The 18,529-nt window shown below is 58.2% G+C and carries 21 protein-coding genes; 2 read left to right on the top strand and 19 right to left on the bottom strand.

What is annotated here, in order from left to right; all coding sequences use genetic code 11:
* Positions 1 to 2 precede the first annotated feature (2 nt).
* The 9 genes from ccmI to ccmA form a co-directional block, all read right to left on the bottom strand.
* Complete coding sequence (gene ccmI / locus JWR17_RS13435; protein ID WP_299832208.1) at positions 3 to 1,238, bottom strand: c-type cytochrome biogenesis protein CcmI; 1,236 nt, start codon at positions 1,236 to 1,238, stop codon at positions 3 to 5.
* The gene (locus tag JWR17_RS13440; RefSeq protein WP_299832210.1) at positions 1,235 to 1,705 is read right to left on the bottom strand and encodes a cytochrome c-type biogenesis protein; all 471 of its coding nucleotides are present in this window, start codon (positions 1,703 to 1,705) and stop codon (positions 1,235 to 1,237) included. The genes ccmI and JWR17_RS13440 overlap by 4 nt, the downstream gene beginning before the upstream one ends.
* Positions 1,702 to 2,238 (bottom strand): DsbE family thiol:disulfide interchange protein, encoded by a 537-nt coding sequence (locus tag JWR17_RS13445; protein WP_299832212.1) that lies wholly within the window; start codon positions 2,236 to 2,238, stop codon positions 1,702 to 1,704. The genes JWR17_RS13440 and JWR17_RS13445 overlap by 4 nt, the downstream gene beginning before the upstream one ends.
* A complete protein-coding gene (locus JWR17_RS13450) occupies positions 2,235 to 4,205 on the bottom strand; it encodes a heme lyase CcmF/NrfE family subunit (RefSeq protein WP_299832214.1) in 1,971 nt (656 codons plus the stop codon). The genes JWR17_RS13445 and JWR17_RS13450 overlap by 4 nt, the downstream gene beginning before the upstream one ends.
* 3 nt (positions 4,206 to 4,208) lie before the next feature.
* A complete protein-coding gene (gene ccmE, locus JWR17_RS13455) occupies positions 4,209 to 4,685 on the bottom strand; it encodes a cytochrome c maturation protein CcmE (RefSeq protein WP_299832216.1) in 477 nt (158 codons plus the stop codon).
* On the bottom strand, positions 4,682 to 4,858 hold the full coding sequence (ccmD, locus tag JWR17_RS13460) for a heme exporter protein CcmD (protein WP_299832218.1): 177 nt from the start codon (positions 4,856 to 4,858) through the stop codon (positions 4,682 to 4,684). The genes ccmE and ccmD overlap by 4 nt, the downstream gene beginning before the upstream one ends.
* On the bottom strand, positions 4,855 to 5,640 hold the full coding sequence (locus JWR17_RS13465) for a heme ABC transporter permease (RefSeq protein ID WP_299832372.1): 786 nt from the start codon (positions 5,638 to 5,640) through the stop codon (positions 4,855 to 4,857). The genes ccmD and JWR17_RS13465 overlap by 4 nt, the downstream gene beginning before the upstream one ends.
* A 76-nt stretch (positions 5,641 to 5,716) precedes the next feature.
* Positions 5,717 to 6,388 (bottom strand): heme exporter protein CcmB, encoded by a 672-nt coding sequence (gene ccmB / locus JWR17_RS13470; RefSeq protein ID WP_297838581.1) that lies wholly within the window; start codon positions 6,386 to 6,388, stop codon positions 5,717 to 5,719.
* Positions 6,385 to 7,020: a cytochrome c biogenesis heme-transporting ATPase CcmA gene (gene ccmA, locus JWR17_RS13475; protein ID WP_299832221.1), complete on the bottom strand. Its 636-nt coding sequence runs from the start codon at positions 7,018 to 7,020 to the stop codon at positions 6,385 to 6,387. The genes ccmB and ccmA overlap by 4 nt, the downstream gene beginning before the upstream one ends.
* A 237-nt stretch (positions 7,021 to 7,257) precedes the next feature.
* On the opposite strand from ccmA, the gene JWR17_RS13480 reads away from it, so the two are divergent.
* Positions 7,258 to 8,835 carry a flagellar hook-length control protein FliK gene (locus tag JWR17_RS13480; protein WP_299832223.1) on the top strand — a complete coding sequence of 526 codons (1,578 nt, stop codon included), beginning with the start codon at positions 7,258 to 7,260 and terminating at the stop codon, positions 8,833 to 8,835.
* Positions 8,835 to 9,158: an EscU/YscU/HrcU family type III secretion system export apparatus switch protein gene (locus JWR17_RS13485; RefSeq protein ID WP_299832225.1), complete on the top strand. Its 324-nt coding sequence runs from the start codon at positions 8,835 to 8,837 to the stop codon at positions 9,156 to 9,158. The genes JWR17_RS13480 and JWR17_RS13485 overlap by 1 nt, the downstream gene beginning before the upstream one ends.
* A 204-nt stretch (positions 9,159 to 9,362) precedes the next feature.
* Here the strand turns inward: JWR17_RS13485 and JWR17_RS13490 are convergent, their stop codons facing one another.
* The 10 genes from JWR17_RS13490 to JWR17_RS13535 form a co-directional block, all read right to left on the bottom strand.
* Positions 9,363 to 9,767 (bottom strand): DUF2802 domain-containing protein, encoded by a 405-nt coding sequence (locus JWR17_RS13490; protein ID WP_299832227.1) that lies wholly within the window; start codon positions 9,765 to 9,767, stop codon positions 9,363 to 9,365.
* Positions 9,768 to 10,247 carry a chemotaxis protein CheW gene (locus tag JWR17_RS13495; protein ID WP_297835485.1) on the bottom strand — a complete coding sequence of 160 codons (480 nt, stop codon included), beginning with the start codon at positions 10,245 to 10,247 and terminating at the stop codon, positions 9,768 to 9,770. It abuts the gene before it with no gap.
* 55 nt (positions 10,248 to 10,302) lie between these two features.
* Positions 10,303 to 11,133: a CheW domain-containing protein gene (locus tag JWR17_RS13500; protein WP_299832229.1), complete on the bottom strand. Its 831-nt coding sequence runs from the start codon at positions 11,131 to 11,133 to the stop codon at positions 10,303 to 10,305.
* A gap of 87 nt (positions 11,134 to 11,220) precedes the next feature.
* Positions 11,221 to 12,009, bottom strand: coding sequence for a ParA family protein (locus JWR17_RS13505; RefSeq protein WP_299832232.1), 789 nt, complete (start codon positions 12,007 to 12,009; stop codon positions 11,221 to 11,223).
* Between the two features lie 44 nt (positions 12,010 to 12,053).
* Positions 12,054 to 12,941, bottom strand: coding sequence for a flagellar motor protein MotD (motD, locus tag JWR17_RS13510; protein ID WP_299832233.1), 888 nt, complete (start codon positions 12,939 to 12,941; stop codon positions 12,054 to 12,056).
* A gap of 10 nt (positions 12,942 to 12,951) precedes the next feature.
* A complete protein-coding gene (locus JWR17_RS13515; RefSeq protein ID WP_299832235.1) occupies positions 12,952 to 13,692 on the bottom strand; it encodes a flagellar motor protein in 741 nt (246 codons plus the stop codon).
* The gene (locus JWR17_RS13520) at positions 13,692 to 14,843 is read right to left on the bottom strand and encodes a chemotaxis response regulator protein-glutamate methylesterase (RefSeq protein ID WP_299832237.1); all 1,152 of its coding nucleotides are present in this window, start codon (positions 14,841 to 14,843) and stop codon (positions 13,692 to 13,694) included. Before JWR17_RS13520 ends, JWR17_RS13515 begins: the two co-directional genes overlap by 1 nt.
* A 51-nt stretch (positions 14,844 to 14,894) precedes the next feature.
* Positions 14,895 to 17,168, bottom strand: a complete 2,274-nt coding sequence (locus JWR17_RS13525; RefSeq protein ID WP_299832239.1) for a chemotaxis protein CheA — start codon at positions 17,166 to 17,168, stop codon at positions 14,895 to 14,897.
* A 33-nt stretch (positions 17,169 to 17,201) separates the two neighbouring features.
* Positions 17,202 to 17,990 (bottom strand): protein phosphatase CheZ, encoded by a 789-nt coding sequence (locus tag JWR17_RS13530; RefSeq protein ID WP_299832241.1) that lies wholly within the window; start codon positions 17,988 to 17,990, stop codon positions 17,202 to 17,204.
* 19 nt (positions 17,991 to 18,009) lie between these two features.
* Complete coding sequence (locus JWR17_RS13535) at positions 18,010 to 18,384, bottom strand: chemotaxis response regulator CheY (protein WP_299832243.1); 375 nt, start codon at positions 18,382 to 18,384, stop codon at positions 18,010 to 18,012.
* Positions 18,385 to 18,529: the final 145 nt, after the last annotated feature.

The raw sequence follows: 18,529 nt of genomic DNA on the forward strand, positions 1-18,529 counted from the left end.
ATCTAGTGGTCAGGGCTATCGATCGTCAGCGCTTGCATGGCGGTGGTGCTGCTGGCCAGCGGTGCGCTACGGCCAATCCATTCACCCGTCGTGGCTTGGCCGGCGCGGGATATGCGCGCAACCAGTTGGACTTCAGGAAAGTTCGACAGTTTCAGTTGTGGCATCATCGCATCGGCGTCGGCCAGCTCGACCTCAGCGGGCAGATCAGCCACGGTCAGGCGCTTGACCGCCAGCGGCATCGGCGGACCGGATGTGGCGCGGGCGAAAATGAATACGCTGTCGCCAGGCTGGACGTTAGCCTTGAGCGCTGCCGCGAGGTCCACCCGAACCTTGAGCAGTGCCGGCAGCTTGCTCTCAACTGCGGGCTTTTCTGCTGCTTTGATCGGGGCCACGGGTGCGGCCGCTAGTTGAGCGCCACTGCCCAGCTTGTCGGCAGCACGGGCAATTCCGCCTTCCAATGCCGAGCGGGATGGGTCATCGGCCGGCAACACCGCCAGCAAGCGGTTCCAGTAATCCATGGCTTGTTGATAGCGCTCGCTTTCGAAGGCAGCAATGCCCAGCAGACCGAGGCTGGTGACTTCTTTAGGGTCGGCAAGAAGTGCCTCGCTGGTCAACGCCTGAACCTGCGGTGAAAACTGCTTGTTACCCGCGAAATACAGCGCCTGGGCCCATTGTCCAAGCAATTCTGGCTGACGACCGGCCAACGCAACCGAGCGCTCAAACATACTCGCCGCATCTGCTGGCCGGTCCTGGGCCATGTAAGCGCGGGCCAGGAAGTACAAACCTTCCGCCGAATCCGGCTGGGCTTTCACCGCACGTTCAAGACGTTTGGATATTTCATCCAACGACGTAGGAGCCTGAGCGAATTCACGGCTCAGTTCGACCTTATCGCTGGCGCCGTAATGCAGATACATCGCCATGCCCAGCACCGGCACCATCACCGCTGCCAAGAGTGGCCACGACTTGCCCAGACGCGCAGTGCGTGGCACATCGGCGCCTTCCGTGTCAGCCAGCAGCTCACGCGCTGCTTCGGCACGGCCGGAATTCATCTGGGCTGCAGAGAGCACACCCTCTTCCTGCTGACCCTCCAGCTCGGCCACACGCTCCTGATACAGGGCAACGTTGAGTGCGGTACGGTCCTCTTCGCTTTGAGCGCGGCGACCACGCAAAACAGGGATTAACAAGAAACTCAGGGCCACCAGCAACAGCAGGCCGGCAGCTAGCCAGAAATCAATCATTCGTGGGGTTTATCCAACAGGTGGGCGAGGCGCTGACGCTCCTCGTCGGAAAGAACGTCTGCATTCTCGGCACGCTGGCCGCGTCGGCGTGTAACCATGATGCCAATCACCAACACGCCGCCTAGCAGCAAGCCAGCAGGGCCGAACCACAGCAACCATGTACCGGAGTTGAGTGCCGGCTTATACCGCACAAAATCACCATAGCGATCGACCATGAAATCGATGATTTGCTGATTGCTCTGGCCTTCGCCCAACATCCGATAGATCTCTTTGCGCAGGTCGGCCGCAATTGGCGCGTTGGAATCGGCGATGTCCTGGTTCTGACATTTCGGGCAACGCAGCTCCCGGGTCAGCTCGGCGTAGCGTGCCCGCTCGGCCTCGTCCCGGAACTCGTAAGAATCAATGGCGGCCTGCGCGACCCCGGCCAGGCCCACACTTAAAACCGCAGCCACGAACCAACGCTTCATGGCTTGGCCTCATCCACCAGACCTTGATACAAGCCGGCCAGTTGCTCGCGCCATACCACGTCATCGATCACTCCGACGTGCTTGTAACGAATCACGCCTTTGCTGTCGATCAGGAAGGTTTCCGGCGCACCGTACACGCCCAGGTTCAGACCGAGACCACCCGCTTCATCGTTGATGTTGATTTGATAAGGGTTCTGAAAGTCCTTCAGCCATTTCAGCGCATCGACGTTGACGTCCTTGTAGTTGATGCCATAGATCACCACGCCTTGCTGCGCCAGCCTGGTCAACACCGGATGCTCAACCCGGCAAGAGATGCACCAGGTGCCCCATACATTGACCAAGGCCGGTTTACCCAGCAAATCGGCCTGGGTAAGCGGTTTGCCGCCTTGCACCGACGGCAAGGAGAATGCCGGGAATTGCTTGCCGATCATTGCCGATGGCAGCTCCGCAGGGTCAAGGTACAGGCCGCGATAGAGAAAACCCGCCATTCCCAGAAACAACAGCAACGGCACTAACAGAATCCAACGCTTCATGCCGTGGCTCCCAATCCCAGCGCTTCACGCACTTTGCTTTTGACTTTGACTCGGTAACGACGATCCGTGGCAGCCAGCACACCACCCAACCCGGTGAATAACCCGCCGAACCAGATCCAGCGCACAAACGGCTTGACGTGCAGGCGTACAGCCCATGCGCCGTTTTCCAGCGGTTCGCCAAGGGCGACGTACAGGTCACGGCCAAAACCGGCATCGATACCCGCTTCGGTCATCATTGATTGCTGCACGGTATACAAGCGTTTTTCCGGATGCAGCAGCGCCACTTGTTTACCGCCTTCCAGCACCCGAATAGTGCCTTGGTCAGCTGTGAAGTTCGGCCCTTGAATATGTTTGGCGCCCTCGAACTGGAACACATAACCGCCCAAGTACAACTCGTCACCCGGCGCCATCCGTAAATCCCGCTGCGCGCTGTTTGAACTGGAAAGCACCACGCCTAACGCGCACACCGCGATGCCAACGTGGGCGACTTGCATGCCCCAGTAACTGTGGGTCAAGCCACGTACGCCTTTGATCAAACCTTTGTGACGAGTCTTGTCCAGGATGTCACGCACACCGGCCAGCAAGACCCACGCAGCCAGCATGAAGACCGCCAGCGAACCCCATTGCGTATCGTGCAGCACGAAAGCAGCGAGTCCCGCCATTACCGCGCTGCCGACCAATACCGGCGCCAACATGCCCGCCAGCCATTTCACCGGGGTGTCTTTCCAGCGGACCAATACGCCGATGGCCATCACCGCCATCAGCAACCCCATCAACGGTACGAACAACGCGTTGAAGTACGGCGGGCCCACCGACATCTTCGCCCCGCTCAATGCGTCCACTGCCAGCGGGTACAAGGTGCCCAGCAGAATCATCGACGCGGCGACCACCAGGATCAGGTTATTACCCAGCAGTAACGTTTCACGCGACCACAATGAGAACCCTACATGGCTTTTGACCACTGGCGCGCGGAAGGCGAACAAGGTCAGTGATCCACCGACCACGATCAGCAGGAAAATCAGAATAAACACGCCACGGGCGGGGTCAGATGCGAACGCGTGCACCGAGGTGAGCACCCCGGAACGAACCAGAAAAGTGCCCAACAAGCTCAGCGAGAAGGCGGCAATCGCCAACAACACCGTCCAGCTTTTGAACACACCGCGTTTTTCCGTGACCGCCAGCGAGTGAATTAACGCGGTGCCCACCAACCATGGCATGAACGAGGCATTTTCCACCGGGTCCCAGAACCACCAGCCGCCCCAGCCCAGTTCGTAGTAAGCCCACCAGGAGCCTAGCGTGATACCGACACCCAGGAACGCCCAGGCAATAATCGTCCATGGCCGCGACCAGCGCGCCCATGCCGCATCCAGACGTCCGCCGAGCAACGCCGCAATGGCAAACGCGAAGGCTACTGAAAATCCGACATAGCCCATGTACAACATCGGCGGATGCACGATCAGGCCAATGTCCTGCAACAACGGGTTGAGGTCGTGACCGTCTGCCGGGATTTGCGGCAGGAGCCGCGAAAACGGGTTGGAGGTAAGGATCAGGAACAGCAGGAAGCCGACGCTGATCATGCCCATGACCGCCAATACACGCGCCAACATCACCTGCGGCAGTTGTCGCGAGAAGATCGACACCGCGAACGTCCAGCCGCCGAGAATCAATGCCCACAGCAGCAATGATCCTTCGTGCGCGCCCCACACAGCACTGAATTTGAAGTACCACGGCAAGGCGCTGTTGGAGTTATTAGCGACGTACCCCACCGAAAAGTCATCGGCCATGAACGAGTAAGTCAGGCATCCAAAGGAAAACACCAGAAAGGCAAATTGTCCCCATGCAGCCGGCTGGGCCAGGCTCATCCACAAGCGGTCCCCGCGCCAGGCGCCGATCAAGGGCACGCTGGCCTGCACGACGGCAAAGCACAGCGCCAGAATCATGGCCAGATGGCCGAGTTCGGGAATCATGGGTCAGCCCTGTTTGGATGGAATGGAGTTCGTCGACGCCGACACGGGTGCCGATTGGCCGCTGTCCTGCAGCGCTTTTTTGACTTCAGGCGGCATGTATTTTTCATCATGCTTGGCCAGCACTTCATCGGCGACCACCACACCGTCAGCATTCAACTTGCCCAGGGCAACGATGCCCTGCCCTTCGCGGAACAGGTCCGGAAGAATGCCGCGATAAGTGATGGTGACTGACTTGTTGAAATCGGTGACGATGAACCTGACGTCCAGAGAATCGCCGGACCGCTGCAACGACCCCTTCTCGACCATGCCGCCGGCGCGAATACGCGCGTCGACCGGGGCTTCGCCGTTAGCGATCTGAGTCGGCGTATAGAACAGGTTTATGTTCTCCCGCAAGGCGCTCAAGGCCAGGGTCACGGCGATGCCGACCCCCGCCAGTATTCCAACGATGACCAACAGACGCTTTTTACGCAGCGGATTCACTTCTGATTCTCCCAGCGCAAACGTCGCGCCTCTTGTTGCAGGTAACGTCGACGGGCCATTAATGGCAGCGCCACGTTAAGCGCCAGGACCGACAGGCAAATGCCGTACGCCGACCAGACGTACAGGGCGTGATGCCCCATGGCCAGAAAATCGCTGAACGAGTCGAAACTCACTGTACGACCCCTTTCTCTGATACCGGATTCAGGCTTTTTAGCACTTCGTCCTTGACCCAGCTACTACGGGCTTCGCGCTTGAGCACTTCAAGGCGCATGCGCAGTAACGCCACAGCACCGAAGAAACAGTAAAAGCCCACTACCGTAAACAGCAGAGGCAGCCACATCTCGGCAGGCATGTCCGGTTTTTTCGTGAGGCTGAAGGTCGCGCCCTGGTGCAGAGTGCTCCACCACTCCACTGAATACTTGATGATCGGAATGTTGACCACGCCGACGATGGCCAGTACCGCACAGGCTTTCGCGGCACTGTCACGATTAGTAATGGCGTGGCCCAGGGCAATCAGGCCGAAGTAGAGAAACAGCAGAATAAGCATCGAGGTCAGGCGCGCATCCCAGACCCACCATGAACCCCAGGTCGGCTTACCCCAAATAGCGCCGGTGACCAGCGCCAAGGCGGTCATCCATGCACCGACTGGCGCCGCGCATTGCAACGCGATATCGGCTATTTTCATTTTCCAGACCAAACCCACCACCCCTGCCACCGCCAACATGACGTAGCAGGACTGCGCGACCATGGCCGCCGGAACATGGATGTAAATGATCCGGAAGCTGTTGCCCTGCTGGTAATCCGGCGGCGCGAAGGCCAGCCCCCATACCAGACCTATGCCGATCAACAACACGGCGGCGATGCTCAGCCAGGGCAGCATGCGCCCGCTGATACTGTAAAACCATTTAGGTGAGCCCAGCTTATGAAACCAGGTCCAACTGATACTGCTTTTCATCACGCTGCCTTTCATCACAATACTTTCAGGGTCTTTATCGATCATCGCCCTTCAGGTCGCGATGATCCAACCTCAATTATTCGCCGACACTTATTTTCAGGCCAGCCGCTATCGCAAAAGGTGTCAGGGTTACCGCCAAAGCGGTCAGGCTGCCAAGCCACAGCAAGTAACCGGTAGCGGGCATGCCTTGCAGCGCCGCCTGTAACGCGCCGCTGCCAAGGATCAAGACCGGGATGTACAACGGCAGAATCAACAATGCCAACAACAACCCACCGCGTTTCAAGCCCACGGTCAACGCCGCCCCCACCGCCCCCAGCAGGCTTAACACCGGTGTGCCCAACAGCAGCGATAGCAACAATACCGGCAAGCACGCGCTGGGCAAACCCAGCATCAGCGCAAGCAACGGCGCCAGTAATACTAATGCCAGTCCAGAAAACATCCAGTGTGCCAGCACCTTGGCCGAAACAAGAAGAGCCAGGGGGTGCGACGAAAGGACCCACTGTTCCAGCGAGCCGTCCTCAAAATCACTGCGAAACAGCCCGTCCAGCGAGAGCAGCACGGACAATAGCGCCGCCACCCAGACTAATCCCGGAGACAAGGTTTGCAACAATTGAGTCTCCGGGCCGACGGCCAGCGGGAACAAAGCGATCACGATCGCGAAAAAAACCAGTGGGTTGGCCAATTCCGCCGGACGACGAAATAACAAACGCGCTTCTCGGGCCACCATCAGGGTAAACACATGACTCATACCGCCCATTGCCCCAGGTCAATGTCTCGATAACCGCCAGGCAGGTGGCCCAACGCGTGGTGAGTGGTCAGGACGATCATCCCGCCGCCCTCGCAATGGGCGGCCAAGTGCTGTTCGAGTTGCGCGACGCCTTGTTTGTCCAGCGCGGTAAATGGCTCGTCGAGAATCCACAGCGGTGGGCTGTCGAGGTAAAGCCGTGCCAGGGCAACGCGCCGTTGCTGGCCGGCAGACAACGTGTGGCACGGTACGTCTTCGAAACCGCGCAGACCCACCGACTCCAATGCACGCCAAATGTCGGCGCGCTCGGCAGGACGGTGCAAGGCGCAAAGCCAGGTCAGGTTTTCCTCGGCGGTCAGCAGGTCTTTGATCCCGGCCGCGTGGCCAATCCACAGCAGCGTACGCCCCAGCTCGGCCCGTTGCGTGGCCAGGGGCAGGCCGTTGAGCCTCACTTCTCCGGCAGTCGGTTGCATCAGACCGGCCAACAAACGCAGCAGGCTGGTTTTGCCACTGCCGTTCGGGCCGCTGATTTGCAGCATGTCACCGGGGGACAGACGCAGTTCAAGGTTTTCAAAGAGCATCCGCCAGTCACGCTCGCAAGCAAGCGCCACGGCTTCTAGAAGAGGACTGGGCATGGTTGGCCTTGTCTTTGGGGTGAAGATCACAATGAAGAGCTGACTCAAGCGCTTCAAAATCAAGCGCTAAGCGGTTCAAGTCGGCAAAACAACGGCCGTTATACTGATGACACTTGACACCACAACCCACTCGAAAGGATGGGCCACGAACATTTATCCGCGCCCTCATAGACGGGGCGGCATTATACATGTCATGTCCTACTTCCAAGAGGGCAATTTCGACAGGTTGTAACCCCCATGACTGGCGACATCAGCAGCGTTCCATCGCTCCCCCCCGTCGCCGCGCTGCTCAAGGCCGGCGTTTCGCCGAGCGACGTCCTGAAGTTACTGCAACCAGCCGCCGGATTATTGGCCGCGGGCGAAACCGTGACGGCCGAAGTGGTCACAACAAAACAGATCGATCAGGCTTTTCAGTTGCTGTTGCGGCTAAACCTTGGCAGCGGCGGCCAAACCCTGATCCAGGCCACGGCTCAACAGCCATTGCCGGTGGGTGCCAGTTTACTGGTATCGCAAACGACGCCAACCAGTCTCGCCATTACCGTGCAACAAAGCTTGAGTGCCGCCGTTGCCAGCCTGCTAAGCATCGACACCAAACAAGTGCCGGTCGGCACCTTACTGCAAGCCACGGTGCTGAGCAGCCAGGCACTGCCTCAAACCCCGGGTCAGCCCGCACTGTTTCGCAACATCATCACGCTGCTTAACACCGTGCTGGCGGGCACCAGCCTGACAGTGGACAGCCCGGAACCGCTTGCCGTAGGCAGTCAGCTGAACGCCCAGGTGCAAGGGCCACAATCGTTGAATCTGGTGCAAGTGAGCACCCGACTGGATCAAATGGCGGTTGCGCAACAACTCAGCATCCAACAAAGTCGCCAAGGGTCTTTGGACGGGCTGTTCAAGGTGTTGCAAAACGTGCAGCAAAACCCAAATCTGCCACCGGCTATACAAGCAAGTATCGATAAGTTATTGGCAGACCTGCCGGACCTTCGGCAATTGAGTGACCCTAAATTGCTCGCCCAAGCCATGGGTGGTAGCGGCGCGTTCCTTGAAGCCAACCTGCTTGGCGGTCAGAGCGTCGCCTCAACTCCGGATTTGAAGGCCAATTTATTACGCCTGATCGCGCAGATTCTTCCGCAGCTCCCGGGCGACACCGATTACGACAGCGCTGCCATCGCCAATACCATGGCACGGGTCATGCCGAGCATTATCCGCAATGCCCTTGGCACCTTAGGGTTGGTAGCCGCACGCACTCATCCGAGTAGCTTCCCGCTGCCGTCGCGGCACCTGGGCTCGGAAAACGCTGACGATCTGGAAACCGTATTAAAGCTCGCCGCTGCGGCGATTTCCCGCCTGCAAAGCCACCAATTATCTGGACTTGAGCAAACACGCAGTACCGCAGACGGCGGCGTGTTGACGACCTGGCAACTGGAAATCCCCATGCGCAACCTGCAGGACATTGTGCCGTTGCAGGTCAAGGTACAGCGTGAAGACACCCCGGATAAGAACGAGACCGCCGACAAACACGACAACCCCAGCAAACCGGCGAAAGAAAGGCTATGGCGGGTGGAGTTAGCGTTCGACCTGGAGCCGCTGGGGCCTTTGCAGGTCCAGGCGCAGTTGCTTCACGGCAGCTTGTCCAGCCAGCTGTGGGCAGAGCGCCCGCAAAGCGCTGAGTTGATCGCCAACGAACTGGGTTACTTACGTGAACGTCTGGTGGCGTCGGGAATTAACGTCAGCGAACTCGCCTGCCATCGAGGCACACCACCCCAAGGCCAGCGCACCGCCTTGGAACAACGTTGGATCGACGAGACCGCCTGATGACTGAACCTGCACATCAACCCCGCCAGGCCATCGCCCTGACTTACGACGGCCAGCACGCCCCGACACTCACCGCCAAAGGCGACGATCAACTGGCCGAAGCGATCTTGGCCATTGCTCGGGAATATGAAGTCCCCATCTATGAAAACGCCGAGCTGGTGAAACTGCTGGCACGCATGGAGTTAGGCGACAGCATTCCGGCGGCGCTGTACCAGACAATCGCAGAAATCATCGCATTTGCCTGGCACCTGAAAGGAAAATTCCCGGTGGGACAAGATCCCGATGCTGAGCCGGTGGAGCGGGATATCACGCCGACCGCGTAAAGGCATTTCGGGAGCGTACCAGCCGTGGTACCGAATTCATTCGGGAAGCAGGCGGCGCGGTTTGCCTAACGAAATGCCCAGAGAACCTGTAGGGGCCAACCTGTTGGCGAGGCCGGCAATGCGGTACTTCGGAACAACTGCGGTGCTATGGAAATCGCCAACAAGTTGGTTCCTACAGATTGCGGCAGGGCCGCAGGGCCTCCACTACCCCCGCCGCGGCGACTCATGCATTTTGCTCATCAGTTGCGCTTCCGCCTGGGTCAACCCACAGGATTGGGTCAGTTCATCAACGCTAGCCCCCATACCCACCAGTCGAGCCGCTTGTGCAAAAGACAGCGTCGAAGGATCGCGCTGTTCCAGTTGGCTCAACTTATCCGGCAACGGCGCGACGACCGCGCGAAGTTCGTGCAGGTCTTCACCCATACGAACCGTGCCGTTCTGGTAGTTATCCAATCGTTTCGCCAACTCACGAATACGCTGATCGCGTAACGTATCGCCTTCGGCCTGCTGCGACTGCAACAGCCGCTGGCGCTTCGCATACGAAAGAAACAGAGTCAACGAGAGCACCCAGAGGATGCTCAAAAAGATTACCGCAGCCTCAAAAATCAATCAGATGTTCTCCAGATCCGACCATTCTTCTTCCGACATCATTTTATCCAGCTCAACAAGGATCAGCAGCTCGCCGTTCTTGTTGCACACGCCCTGGATAAACTTGGCCGACTCGTCATTGCCCACGTTCGGTGCGGTTTCGACTTCGGACTGACGCAGGTAAACCACCTCAGCCACGCTGTCGACCAAAATCCCGACCACCTGCTTATCGGCTTCGATGATCACCACGCGGGTATTGTCGCTGACTTCAACCGGGCTCAGGCCGAAACGCTGGCGGGTGTCGATCACCGTCACAACGTTACCGCGCAGGTTGATGATCCCCAGCACATAGCTTGGCGCACCCGGTACCGGTGCGATTTCGGTGTAACGCAGCACTTCCTGAACCTGCATCACGTTGATGCCGTACGACTCGTTGTCCAGTTTGAAGGTAACCCACTGCAGGATAGGATCTTCGGAACCTTGCGCTGACGACTTATTCATACCCCTAACCCCTCAAGTGTGTGCTGTACAGACGGCACTGAGCGCCGCCTTATGATTATTTGATAACGCTCATCTGCTTGACCGCGCCACTGGCTATCAGCTCGGCCAACTCGGAAACATCCAGCAAGGCGCACATATGTTCGATCACTGTGCCCGCTAACCAGGGACGCTGGCCGCGCTGGCTGCGCCATTTTATTTCGTTGGGGTCCAGGCGCAACGAGCGGCTGACCTGATGCACAGCCAGCCCCCACTCATAGCCTTGAACCGAAATTACGTATTGCAAGCCCTGACGGAAATCATCGCGGTAACGGTCCGGCATGACCCAGCGCGCCGTGTCGAGCACTTTCAGGTTGCCTGCCTGGCTTGGCAGGATGCCCAAAAACCAGTCAGGTTGACCAAACAACGGAGTCAGCTCAGTGCCGGCCAATGAATAGATAGAGCCCAGGCACACCAACGGCACCGCCAAGGTCAAACCGGCAACATCGAACAACAGGCATTCGAATGGCTCCGCGGCCCAGGCAGGTCGTCCATCCTTGCCCAACGGTGGTTGCGTGCCACGTCCTGAGGGAAGGTGCACCTCGGCCACGGGTTCAACCAACGCTACGGCGCGCTCGACGACAGGTTCAGCTTCGATGACCTTAGGCACCAGCGCTAACGGCGCGGGCATTGCCACTTCAGCGACAACCACAACCGGCGCCGCCACAGGCACCACTGCCAACGGCACGCGCACTATCGCATCGCGCGCCTGCTCTTCCAGAACCGCAGCCTGGAACTCATCCAGGCTGGAAACCAGCGTCAGTTCTTCCGTGGCGTCTTGCAGCAACGCATCCAGATATGACTGCAACGCCATCTGTGGCCGTGTTGCGATATCAACGGGGCGATTCATGACTCAAATCCGAAAATATTGCCTTTACTGGTTATCGGCTGCGCTGGCACCCGACTTGAATCTGTCCACCATTGGCCCATAACCACCTCAAGCGACCTGCGCGACAAGTTGTTGCGACAGCAAGTCTTTGAGCAGCGCGCGGTACGCCAGCACTGCCCGGCTTTTGTTGTCGAACTGAGAGGGCGTCACACCCGCACGGCTGGCGTCACGCAACCGCGTGTCGATGGGCACATAGGCTTTCCAGATATGTTCCGGATAGCTGTCGCGCAAGACTTTCAACGTGCCCATGGACGCCTGCGTACGGCGGTCAAACAAGGTCGGAACGATGGTGTAAGGCAGTGCCACTTTGCGCGAACGATTGATCATCGCCAACGTGTTGACCATCCGCTCCAAGCCTTTGACGGCGAGAAACTCGGTCTGCACCGGGATCACCAATTGCTGACTGGCGGCCAACGCATTCACCATCAACACCCCCAGCAATGGCGGGCTGTCGATGATCGCATAATCAAAATCCTGCCACAGCTGTGCCAGGCTTTTGGCGATCACCAGGCCGAGGCCACTCTGCCCGGGCGACTGACGTTCCAGCACCGCCAACGCAGTACTCGACGGCATCAAGGAAATTCGTCGATCACTGGTTGGCAGCAGCAATTGTCCCGGCAGGCCTTCAGGCACCACGCCCTTGTGCAAAAACAAATCGTAAGCACTGTGCTCGAGGGTGTCGGGGTTGTGGCCAAAATAGCTGGTCATGGAGCCATGGGGGTCAAGGTCAACAACAACCACACGCTTGCCCGCCTCTGCCAGTAAACCGGCTAAAGCGATAGAAGAAGTGGTTTTACCGACGCCACCTTTTTGATTGGCTACTGCCCATACTCTCATGGTGCTTTTTTCCTCCCGGCATTGCGTTGAACTGCCGAGATTGGCTATAGGGCGGGTGACGGAGAATTGACGGCGCTTGTGCGCACCGGCTTTGTTAAAGGGGTCGGTGCAGTTTGTGTGCCAGCACGCCTCAACGCCGCATCCGGTTGGGCATTGGCACGGCCCGAACCGGTGAGGCTACGTCGAACTTCCAGGTTTCGGGAAATCACCAGCACTACGCGACGGTTATGGGCGCGACCTTCGGCAGTAGTGTTAGGCGATACCGGTTGAAACTCGCCGTAGCCCACCGACGCCATACGCGCCGGGTTAATCCCGTCAATCGCCAGCATACGTACGATGCTCGCCGCCCGCGCCGAGGACAATTCCCAGTTGGTTGGGTATTGCGCCGTGCGGATCGGCTGATCATCGGTGAACCCTTCCACATGCACCGGGTTATCGAAGGGGCTCAGGATCTTCGCGACTTTTTCGATGAGATTAAACGCCACGTCACTGGGCATGGCATCGCCGCTGCCAAACAACAAGCTCGAGTTAAGCTCGATTTCTATCCACAGCTCGTTACCACGAACCGTCATTTGGTTGGACTTGATCAAGTCGCCGAAGGCATCGCTCACTTGGTTGGCAATGGCCTGTAACGGCGTGATCGAGGACTGGGCAAGTCCCGCATCGACCTCTTCACTGTCTTTGATCAACGGTTCCGACGGCATGATCGTCAGCGGCTTTTCATCGCCGATGGGGATTGGCTTGAGGCTGCGATCTGGCTCGTTGAACGCACCTATCAACGCCTGGGAAAGGACTTTGTATTTGCCCTCGTTCAGCGAAGAAATCGAGTACATCACCACAAAAAATGCGAATAACAAGGTGATGAAGTCCGCGTAGGACACCAGCCAACGTTCATGATTTTCGTGCTCTTCAACTCGACGACGACGGGCCATGGCTAGTGCCTCACTCCATGAAGCCTTGCAGCTTCAACTCGATGGAACGCGGATTTTCGCCCTCGGCGATAGACAAAATGCCTTCAAGGAGCATTTCGCGGTATCGCGATTGGCGAATAGCGACAGCTTTCAGCTTGTTGGCGACTGGCAACAAAATCAGGTTGGCCGAAGCCACACCGTAAATAGTCGCAACGAACGCCACCGCGATTCCGCTACCTAACTGGCTCGGATCAGCCAGGTTACCCATGACATGGATCAGTCCCATCACTGCCCCGATGATGCCAATTGTCGGCGCATAACCGCCCATGCTTTCAAACACTTTTGCTGCTTGAATATCACGGGTTTCCTGGGTAATGAAGTCCACTTCCAGAATGCTCCGGATCGCTTCCGGCTCGGCGCCATCGACCAACAGTTGCAGGCCTTTGCGCGCGTACTTATCAACCTCCGCGTCGGCGATGGACTCCAGCCCGAGCAAGCCCTCCTTGCGCGCGGTCAGGCTCCAGTTGACGACCCTGTCAATACCGCCAGGCAAATCGATGCGTGGCGGAAAGAAGATCCAGCCGACGATTTGAATGGCGCGCATGAACGCACTCATTGGCGCTTGCAACAGCGATGCCGCCAGCGTGCCGCCCACTACGATCAGCGCCGCGGGGCCATTGAGCAGCGCGGACAGGTTGCCGCCTTCGAGAAAGTTGCCACCAATGATGGCGACAAACGCGAGGATGATGCCGATAAGGCTCAATACATCCATTAGAGGCAGGCCTCGACCAGGTGCCGGCCGATGTCATCCAGGCTGTACACCGCATCCGCCAGGTCAGCTTTGACGATGGCCATCGGCATGCCGTAAATCACGCAACTCGCCTCGTCCTGAGCCCAGATATGGCTACCGCCCTGCTTGAGCAGACGGGCGCCTTCACGACCGTCAGCGCCCATGCCGGTAAGTACCACCGCCAAAACCTTGTCACCATAAGACTTGGCCGCAGAGCCGAACGTGATATCGACACACGGCTTGTAGTTCAGGCGCTCGTCACCGGGCAGAATTTTCACTGCACCGCGACCGTCGACCATCATTTGCTTGCCACCGGGCGCCAGTAAAGCCAGGCCCGGACGCAGGATATCGCCGTCCTCGGCTTCTTTGACGCTGATCTGGCACAGCTTGTCCAACCGCTCGGCAAACGCTTTGGTAAACGCTGCCGGCATGTGCTGAATCAACACAATCGGTGCCGGGAAGTTCGCGGGCAGTTGCGTGAGTACTCGCTGCAACGCCACCGGGCCGCCGGTGGATGTACCGATGGCCACCAGTTTGTAGGATTTGCGCTTGGGTGCTGGCGAATGATGGGTTGCAGCGGCGTGAGCGGCTACGGGCCGGGGCGGCAGGCCACGGGCAACAGTCGCTGAACTGCTGACGCTGCTGGCCGTAGACGATGAGCGCGTCGTTGACGCGGCAGCCGAAGCCGAAGCCGTGGCCTGCGGGGCCGGAGAGCTATAGCCGCTAAACCGACTGTTGCTGCGCGAAATCGAATGGATTTTTTCGCACAGCATCTGCTTGACCTTCTCGGGATTGCGCGAGATGTCTTCAAAATTTTTCGGCAGGAAATCCACCGCACCGGCATCCAGCGCGTCCAGGGTGACGCGGGCGCCTTCGTGGGTCAGCGACGAGAACATCAGCACCGGCGTCGGAATGCGCTGCATGATGTGCCGCACTGCCGTGATGCCATCCATCATCGGCATCTCGTAGTCCATGGTAATCACGTCAGGCTTGAGCGCCAACGCTTGCTCGATTGCTTCCTTGCCATTAGTGGCCGTACCGACAACCTGAATATTCGGGTCCGTGGAAAGAATTTCGGAGACACGGCGGCGGAAGAAACCAGAATCGTCCACCACCAGGACTTTAACTACCATAAACACTCCATAGGGTATCGCGGACCACTTGCGCGGCCCGCAACCCCAGAATCAAATACGCCGTGCGGCGTAGCGCTTGAGCATGCTCGGTACATCGAGAATCAAGGCAATTCGACCGTCACCAGTAATGGTGGCGCCGGACATACCTGGCGTTCCCTGCAGCATTTTGCCCAGCGGCTTGATAACCACTTCTTCCTGGCCCACCAGCTGATCGACGACAAAGCCGATGCGCTGAGTGCCTACAGACAGAATCACCACATGGCCTTCACGTTGCTCTTCATGCTTGGCGGAAGCCACCAGCCAACGCTTGAGGTAGAACAGCGGCAAGGCTTTTTCACGCACGATAACCACTTCCTGACCGTCGACGACGTTGGTTCGCGACAGGTCGAGGTGGAAGATCTCGTTGACGTTGACCAGCGGGAAGGCAAACGCCTGGTTGCCCAGCATCACCATCAGGGTCGGCATGATCGCCAAGGTCAACGGCACCTTGATGACGATTTTCGAACCTTGGCCTTTTGTCGAGTAAATATTGATCGAGCCATTAAGCTGCGCAATTTTGGTTTTCACCACGTCCATGCCCACGCCACGTCCCGACACGTCGGATATCTCGGTTTTGGTCGAGAATCCTGGGGCGAATATCAGGTTGTAGCAGTCGGTATCGCTCAAACGGTCGGCGGCGTCCTTGTCCATCACGCCACGTTTCACGGCGATGGCCCGCAAAACGTTCGGGTCCATGCCTTTGCCGTCATCGGAAATCGACAGCAGGATGTGATCGCCTTCCTGTTCGGCCGAAAGAATCACGCGGCCGCCACGGGATTTGCCCGACGCCTCGCGCTCTTCCGGTGATTCGATACCGTGGTCAACCGCGTTGCGCACCAAGTGGACCAGCGGATCGGCAAGCGCCTCGACCAGGTTTTTATCCAGGTCGGTCTCTTCGCCCACCAGTTCCAGGTTGATCTCTTTTTTCAACTGACGCGCAAGGTCACGAACCAGACGCGGGAAGCGCCCGAAGACCTTTTTGATCGGTTGCATGCGGGTTTTCATTACCGCGGTCTGCAGGTCAGCGGTGACCACATCAAGGTTCGACACCGCCTTGGACATGGCTTCGTCGCCGCTATTGAGACCCAGGCGAACCAGACGGTTACGCACCAGCACCAACTCGCCGACCATGTTCATGATTTCGTCGAGGCGTGCGGTATCAACCCGCACGGTGGTTTCAGCTTCCGACGCAGCCGGTTTTTCGGCTTGAGCTTTGGCTGGGGCAGCAACTGGAGCTGCTGCAGGGGCAGCGGGCGCTACAACGGCTTTAACCGGCTCGGGTTTTTTCACCACGGCAACAGCGGCAGGCGCGGGCACGGGTGGAGCACTAACCGCTATCGCATCCGGTTCGAACTTGCCTTTACCGTGTAACTGGTCGAGCAAGTCTTCGAATTCGTTATCGGAAATCTGATCGCCACCGGCTGCGGGCTTAGGTGCAGCGACAGCAGCGGGTGCTGCGGGTGCTGCGGGTGCTACCGGGGCTGCCGGTGCAACAGCTTCCAGCGCGTCAACGGCGAAGGATCCTTTACCGTGCAACTGGTCAAGCAACGCCTCGAATTCGTCATCGGTAATTTCATTGCTGGCAGGCGCTGTTAGTTTGGCCACCGGGGCAACCGCAGCCACCGGAGCGGCGCCAGCAGCGAACTTGCCTTTGCCGTGTAACTGATCAAGTAGCGAATCAAATTCGGCATCGCTGATTTCGTCGCTGGTGCTCGAACCGTAGGCCGTAACCGGCGCGGTACTCACCGGCGCTGCGGCAGAGGCTGCCGCTTGCGCCTTGACCGCGTTGAGCGAGTCCAGCAGCAGTTCGAATTCGTTGTCGGTAATGTCAGCCGAGGCTTCGACAGGCGCCGCTTCGACGCTGGTCGCTGCGGCCGCTGCACTGTCGTCAGCGGACGCGGGCTCAGCCAGACGCGCCAGGGCGGCGAGCAACTCCGGTGTGGCCGCTGTCACGTCGGTACGTTCACGCACCTGGGTGAACATCGCGTTAACGGCATCCAGTGCCTCAAGAACCACGTCCATCAATTCCGAGTCGACGCGACGCTCACCCTTGCGCAGGATGTCGAAAACGTTCTCGGCGATGTGGCAGCACTCCACCAGCTCATGGAGCTGGAGGAAGCCGGCGCCCCCTTTTACAGTGTGAAAACCGCGAAAAATTGCGTTGAGCAATTCCGCATCATCAGGTCGGCTTTCCAGCTCAACCAGCTGCTCGGACAATTGCTCGAGAATCTCGCCGGCCTCTACCAGAAAATCCTGAAGGATTTCTTCATCGGCGCCGAAGCTCATTGGGGTGCTCCCTAAAATTAACCGTCGACCGACCTAGAAGCCCAGGCTGGATAGCAGATCGTCAACATCATCCTGACCGGATACAACGTCTTCACGCTTATCGGCATGAATCTGCGGACCTTCACCCTGGGACAGATGTTTTTCTTGATCTTTTTCTGTCTGGCTCGGTTGCGGGTCATGTTCGATCCCGGCAAAACGATCGACCTGACTGGCCATCAACACCAGTTTGAGCAAATTACTTTCAACTTCAGTGACCAATTGCGTCACGCGCTTGATCACCTGACCGGTGAGGTCCTGGAAATCCTGGGCGAGCAGAATGTCATTGAGGTGAGCCGTCACTTTACGGGTGTCTGTTTCGGTACGCGTCAAAAAACCTTCTACGCGTCGGGCCAGCTCACGAAACTCTTCGGCACCGACTTCACGGCGCATGAAACGCGCCCAATCGGTACTCAGCGCACTCGCTTCCGAGCTAAGAGCGCTCATCAACGGCGTGCTTTCCTCGACAAGGTCCATGGTGCGATTGGCCGCGTTCTCGGTCAGCCTCACCACATAGGACAGCCGCTCAGTCGCATCGGTGATCTGCGAAACTTCCTCGGCCTGCGGCATGTTCGGGTCAATTTGAAAATTGACGATCGCACTGTGCAGCTCACGGGTGAGTTTGCCGACTTCCTGATACAGGCCGCGGTCGCGGGTCTGGTTCAGTTCATGGATCAGTTGTACCGCATCGCCGAACCTGCCTTTTTCAAGGCTTTCGACCAACTGGTGCGCGTGCTTCTTCAGGGTCGACTCAAAGTCGCCCTGGGTTGAATCTGTGTGCTCCATAGAGCCCCCGCGGCGAACATCAGCTATTGACGCGCTCGAAGATCTTTTCGATCTTTTCTTTCAGCACTTGGGCCGTAAAGGGCTTGACCACGTAACCGTTCACACCCGCCTGAGCGGCTTCGATGATTTGTTCACGTTTGGCTTCGGCCGTTACCATCAACACCGGCAAGTGCCTGAGACGCTCATCGGCACGTACTTGGCGCAACAAATCGATACCGGACATGCCAGGCATGTTCCAGTCAGTCACTAGAAAGTCGAAGCTACCGCTTTGCAGCATCGGCAACGCGGTATTTCCGTCGTCTGCTTCTGCTGTGTTGGTGAACCCAAGGTCACGCAACAGGTTTTTAATGATCCGCCGCATCGTTGAGAAGTCATCAACGATGAGGATTTTCATGTTCTTGTCCAATTCGACCTCCAAGCAGTCTTTAACGCACTCAGCACCTGAATACGCTGTTCAATCAATACCGGTACAGCACTCGTTGGCTGCACTAAAAACGACGACGGGCTTGGTAACTCAACAGGTCGGAATGGGCACAGAA

Source organism: Pseudomonas sp. (assembly GCF_028293835.1).
Lineage (GTDB): Bacteria > Pseudomonadota > Gammaproteobacteria > Pseudomonadales > Pseudomonadaceae > Aquipseudomonas.